General features: G+C 59.0%; 8 protein-coding genes. 5 read left to right on the top strand and 3 right to left on the bottom strand.

Annotated features, from left to right (window positions below; genetic code table 11):
- Positions 1-23 precede the first annotated feature (23 nt).
- Together EL361_RS13400 and EL361_RS13395 are read left to right on the top strand one after the other, a co-directional pair.
- Positions 24-656 carry a LysE family translocator gene (locus EL361_RS13400; RefSeq protein ID WP_126380360.1) on the top strand — a complete coding sequence of 211 codons (633 nt, stop codon included), beginning with the start codon at positions 24-26 and terminating at the stop codon, positions 654-656.
- Between the two features lie 125 nt (positions 657-781).
- On the top strand, positions 782-2,134 hold the full coding sequence (locus EL361_RS13395) for a response regulator (RefSeq protein WP_126380358.1): 1,353 nt from the start codon (positions 782-784) through the stop codon (positions 2,132-2,134).
- Positions 2,135-2,818: 684 nt separating this feature from the next.
- Here EL361_RS13395 and EL361_RS13390 read toward each other — a convergent pair.
- Both EL361_RS13390 and EL361_RS13385 read right to left on the bottom strand, forming a co-directional pair.
- Positions 2,819-4,138: a histone deacetylase family protein gene (locus EL361_RS13390; protein ID WP_126380356.1), complete on the bottom strand. Its 1,320-nt coding sequence runs from the start codon at positions 4,136-4,138 to the stop codon at positions 2,819-2,821.
- Between the two features lie 714 nt (positions 4,139-4,852).
- Positions 4,853-5,245 (bottom strand): DUF2721 domain-containing protein, encoded by a 393-nt coding sequence (locus tag EL361_RS13385; protein WP_126380354.1) that lies wholly within the window; start codon positions 5,243-5,245, stop codon positions 4,853-4,855.
- Positions 5,246-5,403: 158 nt separating this feature from the next.
- Here EL361_RS13385 and EL361_RS13380 point away from each other — a divergent pair, with 158 nt between their 5' ends.
- On the top strand, positions 5,404-7,884 hold the full coding sequence (locus tag EL361_RS13380; protein WP_172961757.1) for a PAS domain S-box protein: 2,481 nt from the start codon (positions 5,404-5,406) through the stop codon (positions 7,882-7,884).
- Between the two features lie 120 nt (positions 7,885-8,004).
- On the opposite strand, the gene EL361_RS13375 is transcribed toward EL361_RS13380, so the two are convergent.
- A complete protein-coding gene (locus EL361_RS13375) occupies positions 8,005-9,696 on the bottom strand; it encodes a hydantoinase/oxoprolinase family protein (protein WP_126380350.1) in 1,692 nt (563 codons plus the stop codon).
- Between the two features lie 669 nt (positions 9,697-10,365).
- Between EL361_RS13375 and EL361_RS13370 the strand changes: the two genes are divergently transcribed.
- The gene (locus tag EL361_RS13370; RefSeq protein WP_338031043.1) at positions 10,366-11,034 is read left to right on the top strand and encodes a Crp/Fnr family transcriptional regulator; all 669 of its coding nucleotides are present in this window, start codon (positions 10,366-10,368) and stop codon (positions 11,032-11,034) included.
- Between the two features lie 179 nt (positions 11,035-11,213).
- A complete protein-coding gene (cooS, locus tag EL361_RS13365) occupies positions 11,214-13,103 on the top strand; it encodes an anaerobic carbon-monoxide dehydrogenase catalytic subunit (protein ID WP_126380348.1) in 1,890 nt (629 codons plus the stop codon).
- Positions 13,104-13,154 lie beyond the last annotated feature (51 nt).

The raw sequence follows: 13,154 nt of genomic DNA, 5'->3' as shown, positions 1-13,154 counted from the left end.
GGGAGCCGTGCAGAACTTTGCGCATGGATTCTCTCTGGACTGATTTCATTACAGGCTGTGTTTTGGGCTTTTGGGCGGGGATGTCACCCGGGCCTTTGATGACATTGGTGGTGACCGAGGCCGTCAGGGGTGGTGCCCGTGCCGGTCTGCGCGTGGCCGCCGCGCCGCTGATTACGGATTTCCCCATTGTGGCGCTTTCTGTATTCGTGCTGGCGCAGATGGCGCACATGGCCGGAGTGCTTGGTGCCGTGTCTCTGGCTGGTGGGTGTTTCATCCTGCTCCTGGCCTGGGAGACCTGGAAGGCCAGACCGCCGCAGCCCATGCAGCAGTCCGATCTGTCCCGTTCCTTGAGAAAGGGAGTGATCACTAATTTTCTGAGTCCGCACCCGTACCTGTTCTGGATGACTGTAGGTTCCCCCTTGCTGCTCAAGGGCTGGTCCCGAGAGCCAGCAGCGCCCTTTCTGCTTCTGGCAGGATTTTATCTCTGTCTGGTGGGAGCCAAGATTTCCGTGGCTCTGCTGGTGGGGCGGTCCCGCAATTTTCTACAGGGGCGGACTTATACCCTGGTTTTACGCTTCATGGCTGCGGTGCTGCTGCTGTTTGCACTGATGTTCTTCAGGGACGGATGGAGACTGTTGACGGCCGGAACGCTTTAACTGGGCCACTTCAAGACCTGCGCAGTACCTTCACTCGCTAGCGAAGCGCGGATTAACAGTGTGTTTTTTGTGTGAATTGTTACAGGGTGTTTGCGTAACTTTTGAAAACGATTTATGGACTTTGCATGTCGAAACCCCGGATTCTCATTGTTGACGACAGCGTCACCATCCGCAAAGCGCTCCTGAAGCAGCTCAAGAACCTCGATGCCGAGGTCACTCAGGCCGTGGACGGAGTCAAGGGCTTGGAAGCTGCCAATGCCGGAGAGTTCGACCTCATCATTTCCGATGTGGATATGCCGAACATGAACGGCTTCGACATGTGCCAGAAGATCAAGTCCGATCCCAAGACCGGCACCATGCCCGTCCTTATTCTGAGCTCCCGAGACCGCGACGAGGATATCGAACGCGGTTTCCGTGTGGGGGCAGACGGATATCTGACCAAGTCCGGCGGGCCCGGCCAGTTTCTGAACAATGTGCGCGATTTTCTGGACAAGATGGACATCATTCGCGATCGGCGCATGCTGGTGGTGGATGATTCGCCGCTGATCCGCAAGAAAGTCTGTGGCAGCCTGAAGAAGGTGGGCTACAAGGTCATGGAGGCTGAGAATGGTCGCCAGGCTTTGGATATCCTTAATTCCGATACCAAGATCGATCTGATCATCAGCGACATCGACATGCCGGTCATGGATGGCTTGCAATTCGCCAAGGAACTCCAGTCTCAACCGCACCTGAAAATGCTGCCTCTGCTCATCATGAGTTCCCAGGATGATCGGGCCATGATTCGGCGCATGTACCAGCTGGGTGCATCGGCCTATATGGTCAAGCCCTTCAGCATGGAGCAGTTGCAGCATTCCGTGGAAAAGTTGCTCTCCGACCATTTCCAGAATCTGTTGCTGGAAAAGGAACGCCTGCGCCACGAACATAGCATGATGCTCAGCTCCATCACCAGCCTGATTCAGGCTTTGGAAGCGCGCGACGTGTATACCCGCGGCCATTCCGAGGCCGTTGCCGAGATCGCCGTGGGCATGGGATCGGTCATGGGCTTTGCCCCGGATGAGTTGGAAAGCCTGGAGATCGCCGCCAGGCTGCACGACCTGGGCAAGATCGGCATTCCCGACAGCGTGCTCCTGAAACCCGGCAAGCTTACGGTCAAGGAATACGAGGTCATCAAGACCCACCCCACCATCGGTGCCGAAATCCTGAAGCCCATCCCGAGCATGGAGCAGCTGATTCCCGCCGTGCTCTCGCACCACGAGCGCATGGACGGCAAGGGCTACCCCTATGGCATCAAGGGAGACAAGATTCCGCTCTGGGCGCGGATCATTGCCGTGGGAGATATTTATCATGCTCTGACGAGCAATCGCCCTTACCGCGATCCCATGCCCGAGGAGCGCGTGTTGCAGATCATCGACGACGCCCGGGTCGGGCATCTGTGCCCCAACTGCGTCGATGTGTTTCTGAAGTTCATCGAACAATAAGGTGGGCGGTACGCCCCAATTCCCGCGCTGAGTTCGTTTCTTCAAGCCGACTCAAATCCTCGCGTATTTGAATACGCGTCGGGCTTGGTCGCCTTTTGCGCCTGCTCAGCCCGGTTTTGGAGCGCACCGCCGAATTGGAGTCGTTTCGTTGGGCTTTTTGTTTTCACGTGGCTGGCCACGGCCTCGCACTCAATGCCCTGATCGCCTTCGGCGGAACCAGAGGAGGTGTGGGTGGACGGTCGCGTTGCTCCCTTTCCCCCCGGAACCTCCTCTGGACTCCTCCCCTCCCCCCGATAGTTGTTGATGTGGCCTTTCAGGCCTTGGTGGCTGGTGGTTTTGCAGCATCAGCAACAGGGTGGCGACAACCTCATAGCCGGGGCTAGGCGTTCATCTCGGGCGGCTGTAATCCGCTCTCATCACGCCCAATGCCCCGACGAGGTGGCGGGATTGAGTAGGCGGATACTTGATTGGGGAGTTGAGGAAGGTTGAGTGACCTGTGAGAGAAGGATTGAGGCTGCGCTGTCGTTTGCTGTGGGGCGGTCATGGTCCGCCCCGGCAATCGACGATGCGCAGATGATTGTCCTTAGATTGTATGAAGAATCTTGAGATGATTCTTGAATTACGGAAGTTCAGAGAGGGCTGGTGGCAAGCGTGATGAGGAATGATTGTTCCGGGCAGCCTGCCTTAGAAGCCGTACTGTTGATACTGCCGGTCGCGGCGGTTTATGAGCTGCATATAGCGGTAGTTGCCCTTGACCTGCGCTTCCTCGAACAGCTGCAAACCCTTGCCGTGGCAGCGCTCGCAGGCGTCGATGGGAATCTCGATGCCCACGGACAGCGGATTCACCGTGGACCACGATTCGATCTTCAGCACGCCCGGGCAGTTGTCGCACATCATCACCGATTCCACCTGCGATTCACTGATGCCGTCGGTGTCGTAGAAGATGTCTTTGTGGCGCACGAAAAAGCCTTCGGAGACCTCGCCCTTCATCTTGTCCCGCGGCGGGTTGAAGTACAGTTCGCGGGTTTCGGCAGAGAGGCGTTTGATGTAGTCCGTGACCTTTTGCGGCTGACGCAGGGCCTCGGCATTGAAGTTCGGCTCGCGCACCCCGGAATAATCCACCCCGGCCATGGCCAGACAGATTCCCAGATTCACATAGGGCAGCGCGCCTTGGATGGCGTAGCCACCTTCCAGCACCGCCAGGTCCGGGTTGAGCTTCTGGTTGAGCAAGGCATAGCCCTGAGCCGAGAAGTTCATGTTGGTGATGGGGTCGGTGTAGTGATTGTCCTGCCCGGCGGAGTTGATGATCAGGTCGGGTTTGAAATGCTCCAGGATGGGCAGGATGGTGTGATCCACCACATGCAGAAAGCCCTCGTCACTGGTGCCCGGAGGCAGCGGGATATTGATGGTCTTGCCCAGCGCGCCGGGTCCGCCCAGATCCTTGGGGAAGCCCGTGCCCGGATAGATGGTGCGCCCGTCCTGATGCAGGGAAATGAACAGGGTGTTGGGGTCGTGCCAGTAGATGTCCTGTGTACCGTCGCCGTGGTGGCAGTCCGTATCGATGATGGCGACCCGCTTTTGGCCGTAGGTCTCGCGGATCCACTCCAGCATGATGGCTTCGATGTTCATGTTGCAGAAGCCGCGGTTGCCGTGCACGAATTTCATGGCGTGGTGGCCGGGGGGGCGCACCAGGGCAAAGGCCTTTTCCTCTTCTTTTTCCATGACCAGCCGTGCGGCCTTGATGGCCCCGCCAGCCGAGATCAAATGCGACTTGGTGGCAATGCTGGCAACGTCTGGCAGGCAGAAATGGGTGCGCTCCACATCCTCGTGGCTGGCAACCTCGGGCTTGTATTCGGTGATGCCGTCGATATCGAACAGCCCTTCCTCACGCAATTGATCCTGCGTGTAGAGCAGGCGTTCCTCGCGCTCGGGGTGCGTGGGGCTGATGGCCCAGTCATAGGCAGGGAAGAAGACTATTCCTAATCTGTTCTTGGCTTCTAGCATCTATACTCCGGTGGGGCGTTGAAACTCTCCCGCTGACTTTGTTGCTCCGTCACTTTCAAATCCTCACATAGGTTTACTATGCTGCGGCTTGAAAGCAACGAAGCGCCGTGCCAGCGTGATTTTTGAACGCCCCTTGAAGAATCGGTTTGCGTTGCTATTGAACCCGGATTCCACGGCAAAGTGCCACGGAAGTCAACACTCTGATATGTGAGTGGTTAGAACCGATGGGTGAATGGCTTGAATGGGTGTTGTGTTGATATAGTCTTTGGATTTGGACACTCGGGGCATAAGGCATGAGCCGTGCGGATTGGAGCCGCACGAGTGAAGCAGCCAGCCCCGGCAACACGCCCCGCAACTTTAGATAGAAAAAGCCTCGCCAAACGAGAGTTGGCGAGGCTTGATAGTCTTTTGGGCTGAACTCCAGGGGGGAGGGCGGCGAAGTTCAGAGGAGGTTCCGGTGCAATACGTCCCAATTCCCGTACTGATGGTGTTGCTTCGGGTCGTTCAAACTCTCGGATAGATCGACTATCCCTCGAGCTTGAGCTTGCCTCGCGCCGGGCCAGTCCAGTTTTGGAACGTATTGCGGATGCCGGAGGCTTTGCGGCCATCTCCCCCCCAACCTTCTCTGGTCCCGCTGAAGGCGGACGCCTTGAGGCATCTCCACCAAGGTAAATCCGCGCAGGCGGCCCCCAATTAATAACGAGGGCGAAAGCCCTATTTCTTCGCCATATCCCCCAACTGAATCTTCAGGGCGTTGCAGGAGATGCGAATCTCCCTGAGGGACTGCGACAATGATGCCGTCAGCAGCACCAGGCCCACGGTGAACAGCGCTTTGCCCGGAATCTGCCAGCCCAGGAACAGGGCAAAAATGCACAGTACAAAGCACAGCAGCGCACCCATGGAGAATCCCTGCATGGATCGGAGCAACTCCACCCGGCGGTTCAGATTATCGATCTGTTCACGCACGCGTGGGTCATTGTCTGCCTCGTAGCGTTGGTGCAGGCCGCGAATCAGCGAGGCCAGACCCAGAAAACGGTTGGTGTAAACCAGCATCATCAGAGTGATGGCCGGGAACATGATTGCTGGGGTCGTCAGGGTGATATCCATAATTTCGTCTCCGATAAGATTATTGTTTGTGCAATCAATCAAAACTCCGATGCACAAGGCGGGTTAATGACTCCGCTTTACTCAAAAGTCAATTCTCTGATATGTTGGGCCACTTGTTTGAGTTGGGCATAGAATATCAGACATGGTGGATTATAGGAATGGCGATTGACAGCAAGGATAATGACGTTTCTGCACTACTTGCGAAAATTGAGGATTTGCAGGAACGCCTTGAAGATGCCGAGGCGCAGGCGGCTGTGGCCAGCGCTTCGGGCATGTCCCCGGACGAGGCCGCCAGAAAATTCCGATTTATCGCCGATTCATCGCGCGATTTCATGACCCTGATCAATGCGGACTACGAATATGAAGCCGCCAACGCCGCCTATCTCGAAGCCGCAGGTTTCTCCGTGGAACAGCTTGTGGGCCGCAGCGTGGCGGAGGTCTGGGGCGGGGCCGCAATATTCGAGGAGACCATCAAGCCCTGTCTGGACAAGGCCTTTGCCGGTGAGCACACCGGATACGAGACCTGGTTCGATTTTCACGCCCGGGGGCGCGGATATTTCAGCGTCACCTATTCTCCCTACGTCTCCGACAGTGGCGAGATCACTCATGTGGCGGTTATCTCTCATGACATGACCCAATGGAAGTTGACCAAGGATGCCTTGCAGCTTCAGGAGCGACGCTTCAAGTCCATCGTCGACACCATCCCCGACCTGATCTACCGCCTGGACAACGAAGGACGCGTCACCTTCGTCAACAAGGCCATCGTCAACTACGGCTACACTCCCGAAGAGGTTGTGGGCAGGCATATTCTGGAGCTTGTACATCCCGAAGACCGCAAGCAGGCCATGCATAGGGTGGACGAACGCCGCACCGGAGACAGGCGGACCAGCAGCCTTGAACTCAGGCTGATGACCAAGGCCGGAACTCTGGTGGACATGGAGTTGCGTACCGACCGCCTGCAGCCCGAACCGATCCTGCTGTTTGATGCCGAGGGAGTGTACGAGGGAGTCACGCCCGTGCCCGAGGCCTTTGCCGGGACCCAGGGCATGGCCCGGGACGTGACCGAGGCCCGCCGTGCGGAGCAGCTGCACCGCGAGCGCGAGACCCTGTACCGGGTGATGTTCGAGAACACTGGCACGGGCATGGCCAGCATCGGCTCGGATGGAACAATCATCAAGATCAACAGCAAGTTCAAGGAGATCTGCGGCTGGACCAACGAGACGGTGGCAGGCACCAACTTTCTGCAATACGTGGCCCCGGAGCACAGGACGTTTGCCGGTACCAACCATCAGCGGCGTCAGATGGGCGAGGACGTGCCCTCGGAATACGAGCTGGACCTGCTGTCCAAGGATGGTCAGGTCATCCACGCCTTTGTGCAGGTGGGGTTGTTGCCCGAATCCGGGCAGACCATTGTCTCGGTGGTGGACATTACCCAGCGCGTGCGGACCGAGGAAGAATTGCGCCGTGCGCGCGACGTGGCCGAGCAGGCCAACCGCATCAAGAACGAATTTCTGGCCAATATGAGCCACGAGGTGCGCACCCCGCTCAACGGTATTCTGGGTATGGCCGAACTGGTAATGCTGGGCGAGCTGGACGAGGATCAACTCGAAAGCATCGAGATGATTCGTGAGTCCGGGCGCAATCTGTTGGCGATCCTCAACGATCTGTTGGATATCTCGAAGATCGAGGCCGGCCGGCTGGAAACCGAAAAGCGCGAATTCTCCCTGTCCGATGTATTGCGACAGGTCCAGACACATTTCGGGACTCAGGCCGCGCGCCAGGGACTTGAGTTTGACATCCAGCGCGATCCCGACGCCCCGGATGCCCTGCTGGGGGATGATGTCCGCATCCGGCAGGTGCTGTTCAATCTGGTGGGCAATTCCCTGAAATTTACCGACGAAGGGAGCATCATCGTCCGGGTTGACCGGTTGGACACCTCGGCCTCGGACGGGGCGCTGCGGCTATTGTTCTGCGTCGAAGACACGGGCATCGGCATCTCGGATGAATTCCAGCATGTGGTCTTTGAGCCTTTCACCCAGGCTGACGGGTCGTTTACCCGCAAGTATCAGGGCACGGGGTTGGGGCTGGGCATCGTCAAGCGCCTGGTGACGCTGATGGAAGGCTCGGTGACCGTGGATAGTGCCGAGGGCCAGGGTACCAGTGTGTATTTCAGTTTGCCCGTGACCCCGGCTCGCGAGGAGCCCATGGTGCCGCAGGGCCAGCTTATGATCAACGATCTGCCCAGACTCAGGGTGCTGGTGGCCGAAGACAACACCGTGAACCGTATCTATGCGGAGCGGGTGCTGGCGGAGATGGGCCACACAGTCTCGAGTGTTTCCAACGGGCGCGAGGCGGTACAGGCCTTGAGCCAGGAGCGCTTTGATCTGGTGTTCATGGACATTTCCATGCCCGAGATGGATGGCCTGGAGGCGACCCAACTGATTCGCGAAAGCAGCAACGGCATTCTCGATCCCAAGGTGCCTATCGTGGCCATGACCGCCCACGCCATGAAGGGCGACCGCGAGCGGTTCATGCAGGCTGGGATGGATGGTTATGTGGCCAAGCCCATGGAGCGCGATGATCTGGTCATGACCATCCTGCGGGTGCTGTCACGCTCCGTCATGGGGGTGTCCGGATAGACCGGCTCGGGGGGAGAGTCTGATTGATTTGGTTGATGCGTTGGAAATGCAAAAAGCCCCCCGAATTTCGGGGGCTTTGTTGTGTTATAAAGAGCACTGAATCTTCTAATATATTGTGTGCTAGACCCGGGCCCGGGTCACGATGCCGGGTTGGATCTGGCATTTGACGCGGATGTTGCGGCCCACTGTGCCGTGGTCATCCACCATGTTGAAGGAGCCGGATTCGGAAATCTCCGGTTCCGCTGCGGTTTCCCCTCCTCCCATGCCGACCAGGTAATCCTTGAGGGCTTTCTCGGCGTCGCGCTCGGCCTGTTCCAGCGTGTAGCTGGCCGGGATATCCGTGGCGATGCCCAGGCCAGGGATGAACATCCGTTTTTTCTGGGTATCTGCAAACAGCTCCACATCCATGGTGGTCCTGGTCAGGGCCGCGCCAATGGCGTTGGCCACGGCAAAGTGTGCGGGCAGGGTCACGGGCACGCCCAACACCTCTTCCAGTTGCGGTCCCATGGCCTGTGCCGGGCCGCCCATCAGAGAATAGCGCTTGGGGCGCACGGTTTTACCCTTCAGGAGTTCCAGAATGGTGTACACGGGGCGGTCGTTGAGTTCGTCCACCAGATCATTGGCCGCAGCCACAATCTTGTCGCGGGCGTTGTCCACGGCGCGCCGGGCCAGCACCTCGGGTGCCAGGTCGGACAGCTCTGCCAGCTTGCGGATACCACGGCGCGAGGCCTCCACATCGCCGAAGGCGGACAGCCCCAGCGTGTTCAGAGCATCGGTCAGGGCCGGGGAACAGGCTTGTCCTTTGGCGATCTTGCTGTTGCCGCAGGTGGCCAGTGCCGGGCCCTTGCGGTCCGGTCCCACGGTGACCATACCTTCGGAATTGACGCGAATGACCGAATCGCCACCCACGCCGATGGAGCGGATCTTCAAGGATTTGACAAGGGTGGGGTAGGAACCAACGGTCATGCCCTGATCCTCGATCACGGGCGAGCCATCGGCAAACACGGCAATGTCAGTGGTGGTGCCGCCGATATCCAGCAGCACGCTGTCGTCACGCGGATCGCACAGGGCGATCATGCCCATCACGCTGGCGGCTGGTCCTGAGAGAATCGTCTCGATGGGGCGGCGACGCGACACGGCCAGAGGCAGAGTGCCACCATCGGCCTTGAGGATGTTGATTTCGGCTTTCAGGCCACGCCCTGTAAGGCTTTCTTGCATGGCCCAGGCAAAGTCATTGTAGGTTCGCCAGACCGCGCTGTTGAAATAGGCTGTGGCTACCCGGCGTGGAAAATTGAGCACCCCGGACACGCCGTGGCCCATGGTCACGAAGTCCGCAGCGTGGCCCACGGCTCCGGCCATGGCGCGTTCGTGGTCCGGGTTGCGGGTGGAGAATTTGCCCACCGCCGCAAAGACCTTGATGCCCGCCTGTTCCATGGACAGGGCCACTTCCTCCAACTGTTGTTCATCCGGGGCCATGACCTCGGTTCCGCGATGGTCCACGGCTCCGGCCACCACGTGATAGTGCCCGCCCACGCGGTAGTTTTCCGGGTCGATGCCCGGACCGGTGGAGACCAGCACGCCCACGTCTTCGATTTTGTTTTCGACGATGGCGTTGGTGGACAGGGTCGTGGACAGGTTGACCGAGCGGATCTGCGCCGGGTCCATACCGGTGAGCACGGCGTCCAGTGCGCCCTGAATGGAGGAGAGCAGATCGTCGTGATCCGTGGGGATCTTGGCTTCGGCCACTACCCGGCCATCGTCCAGAATGACCGTGTCGGTATGGGTGCCACCAACATCGATTCCAAGCAGCATATCGTATCCTTTTATCGGCAAAAGTCGTTTTCAGCCGTCAATATGTATCAGGATTCAAAGCGGTACGGAAGATTTTCAGGTGAACGGCATCGTTGGGGCGGTCAGTGACGTGGGAGCGTTGAAAATGCCCCGCTGGCGGTGTCTAGATAGGCGTCGGTCTTGGTTGCTTCTCGCGCCTAGCCAGCGGTGCTTTTTAACGCTTTGATTGCTGGTGGGGGCCGCCGGCGGTGTGTTTTCAACCCTTTGCTCGCCTTCGGCGTGATCAGAGGAGGTTGGGGGGCGCATTGGACCGGAACCCTCTCTGGACTCCGCCCTCCCCCCTTGAGTCGATGACGGTTGCTTATCAGGCCATGTGGGATAAGGGTTTTGACTCGATTGTAGCAGGGGGTGTTCTTGCTTGCTGCCGGGGCTGACCGTCTGTTTGGAGCGGCCTTGGTCTGCACGGTCTACGTCCAATGCCCGATAGGCAGGGAGAATGCTGTATGTGGTTTGGTCCTGCTCTCGTAGCAGTTAGAGATGCGGCAACAGAAGAGGTGTCAGAGGTTACAACGCAGTCAGTACGGAAATGGGGAGGCACTGCGCATAAGTGTCGGCTAGCCGACAGTCAGGGGCTTCCCCTCATTGGTAGCTCCGTGTATGGAAGTGGATAAGTAAGGATAGGAGCACATTATGGGTATGAAATTCCTTGAGGAAAATCTCCTTCATTATCTACGGCGTCCCGAATTCGCTGAGCTGCGCGAGGCCTTTCACACCCGTACCTACGCCAAGGGCAGCATCATCTACAGCCCGGGTGAAAAAGAGAATCTGGTTTTCATTGTCTCCACGGGTCGAGTACGCGTTTATCTGGCTTACGAGGACAAGGAATTCAATCTGGGCATTCTGGGCCATGGCGATATCTACAGCTCGCATACTGAAACCTTTGTTCAGGCTCTGGATGACGTCGAATTGCAGGTTATCGACGTCAAGGTCTTTCGGCGGCGCATGGTGGGTGACCCGGAGGTCACCAAGGCCATGGTGCGCGTACTGGGCAACATCCTGCGAGCCTCCTTTTCCATTATCGATGGTCTGGTCTTCAAGGACGCCAACTGCCGCCTCATTGCTCTGCTGGTGACCGAGGCCCGTCGCCACGGCATCATCGCAGAGGACGGGGTGCGTGTGGACCTCGACCTGCCCGTGGAACAGCTGGCGCGCCTGATCGGGGCCACCCGCCAGACCGTCTCTACCCTGCTCAACGATCTGGTGCGAGCCGGGCTGATCTGCAAGCTCTCCCGGGGCCAATACCTGATCCCTGATGTCGAGGCGCTGGATGCTTCGGCTGAGGGTGCCTCCTGCCGCTGATTTTCCGCATTATTCCTGCTGATTCCTGTCAATTCTTGAGTGAAGAACCTCGTTTGTCGGCTGGCTGACATACGTGATCATTTTGGTGGGCTATATTCCGTGCAAGACAGGGATTTCCCGGTGGTTCGGAGTGTCCGGTTCCGGGATGAAGTATCGACCTTCAGCAGGAGGCCACGACCATGGCAAAAGAATTGAAGCCACCCCAAGAGCTTTCCATCTGGGAAGACGCTCAAAAAATGATCGAAAAGGCGCGTCGGGACGGCGTTGAAACCGTCTGGGACCGTTATGAGCAGCAGAGCCCGCACTGTACATTCTGCGAGTTGGGCCTGACCTGCAAGAATTGCAACATGGGCCCCTGCCGCATCAGTCCCAAAGAGGGTGGCAAGATGCAGCGCGGTGTGTGCGGAGCCGACGCCCATGTGATTGTGGCCCGCAACTTTGGTCGGTTTGTGGCTGGTGGAGCAGCCGGACATTCGGACCATGGCCGGGACCTGATCGAGGTTCTGGAGGCCATCGTCGAGGGCAAGGCTCCGGGCTACCAGATCAGTGATGAAGCCAAGCTCAGGCGGGTTTCTGCGGAACTGGGCATCAACGTCGATGGCCGGGACGTTATGGACGTGGCTCGGGATTTGATGGATATCTGCTATGCCGATTTTGGCAGCCGCAAGAAAGAGGTGGGATTCACCTGCCGCGTCCCCGAAAAGCGCAAGGAAATCTGGCGCAAACTGGGCATCATGCCCCGTGGTGTGGACCGCGAAATCGCGGAGATGATGCACCGCACACACATGGGTTGCGACAACGACGCCCCCAACACCCTGCTCCATGCGGCCCGGACCTCCCTGGCCGACGGCTGGGCCGGGTCCATGATCGGCACCGAACTGTCTGACATCATCTTCGGCACCCCCGCTCCTTCGGCATCACGCGCCAATCTCGGCGTGCTCAAGGCCGATCATGTCAACCTGCTGGTGCACGGCCACAACCCCGTTGTCTCCGAGATGGTGCTGGCTGCCGCGCGCGAGCCGGAAATGATCGCCAAGGCCAAGGCCGCCGGCGCGGCGGGCATCAATATCGGTGGCCTGTGCTGTACCGGTAACGAATTGCTCATGCGTCAGGGCATCCCCATGGCGGGCAACCATCTGATGACCGAATTGGCCATTGTCACTGGTGCGGTGGACGCCATGGTGGTCGATTACCAGTGCATCATGCCCAGCCTGGTGCAGACCGCTGCCTGTTATCACACCAAGTTCATCACCACTGCGGACAAGGCCAAATTCACCGGAGCCACCCACGTCAGTTTCCATCCGGACAATGCTGTTAAACAGGCCCGGGTTGTCGTGGAGATGGCCATTGAGGCCTATGAGCGCCGCGATCAGGGCCGGGTCGAGATCCCCTGTGAGCCAGTGGACATCACCACCGGTTTCTCCATCGAGGCCCTGCTCTCTGCCTTGGGCGGGACCCTGGACCCGGTGCTGGATGCCGTCAAAGCCGGCAAGATTCGTGGTTTCACCGCCATCGTGGGTTGCAACAACCCGCGCATCAAGCACGACTCCGCCAATGTCGGGCTGGCCAAGGCCCTGATCAAGAAGGACATCCTGGTCCTGGCCACGGGCTGTGTGACCACCGCTGCGGGCAAGGCCGGGCTGCTGATGCCTGAAGGCGCGTCCATGGCCGGTCCGGGCTTGCAGGAAGTCTGTGGCGCGCTTGGCATCCCGCCCGTGCTGCACATGGGCTCCTGCGTGGACAACTCGCGCGTGATCCAGCTCTGCGCGGCCATCGCCAATGCTCTGGGCGTGGATATCTCGGACCTGCCGGTCTGGGGTGCCTCGCCGGAATGGTACTCCGAGAAGGCCGTGGCCATCGGTCTGTATTGTGTGGCCTCGGGTATCCCGGTGCAGATCGGTACCCCGCCGCACATCACCGGCTCCGACGTGGTCACCAATCTGGCCCTGTCCGGGCTGGAAGACCTTGTGGGCGCAGCCTTCCTGGTGGAAGCCGATCCCGAGAAGGCCGCAGACATCATGGACGAGCGCATCAAGGCCAAGCGCAAGGCCCTGGGCCTGTCCGAATAGCGAAGAACCTCCGGGGCCGGGGGGAGACTCCCGGCCCTGTTCTCTGGCGCT

The sequence above is a fragment of the Desulfovibrio ferrophilus genome (genome assembly GCF_003966735.1).
GTDB lineage: Bacteria > Desulfobacterota > Desulfovibrionia > Desulfovibrionales > Desulfovibrionaceae > Desulfovibrio_Q > Desulfovibrio_Q ferrophilus.
The sequence above is the reverse complement of the archived record's forward strand: the minus strand, read 5'-3'. Positions and strand labels throughout refer to the sequence as shown.

What these genes read in the sequence shown, in the direction of transcription:
- EL361_RS13370 (WP_338031043.1), top strand. Translation starts at nt 10,366, where the DNA reads ATGGGTATGAAATTCCTTGAGGAAAATCTCCTTCATTATCTACGGCGT.
- EL361_RS13400 (WP_126380360.1), top strand. Translation starts at nt 24, where the DNA reads ATGGATTCTCTCTGGACTGATTTCATTACAGGCTGTGTTTTGGGCTTT.
- cooS (WP_126380348.1), top strand. Translation starts at nt 11,214, where the DNA reads ATGGCAAAAGAATTGAAGCCACCCCAAGAGCTTTCCATCTGGGAAGAC.
- EL361_RS13375 (WP_126380350.1), bottom strand. Translation starts at nt 9,696, where the DNA reads ATGCTGCTTGGAATCGATGTTGGTGGCACCCATACCGACACGGTCATT.
- EL361_RS13395 (WP_126380358.1), top strand. Translation starts at nt 782, where the DNA reads ATGTCGAAACCCCGGATTCTCATTGTTGACGACAGCGTCACCATCCGC.
- EL361_RS13390 (WP_126380356.1), bottom strand. Translation starts at nt 4,138, where the DNA reads ATGCTAGAAGCCAAGAACAGATTAGGAATAGTCTTCTTCCCTGCCTAT.
- EL361_RS13385 (WP_126380354.1), bottom strand. Translation starts at nt 5,245, where the DNA reads ATGGATATCACCCTGACGACCCCAGCAATCATGTTCCCGGCCATCACT.
- EL361_RS13380 (WP_172961757.1), top strand. Translation starts at nt 5,404, where the DNA reads ATGGCGATTGACAGCAAGGATAATGACGTTTCTGCACTACTTGCGAAA.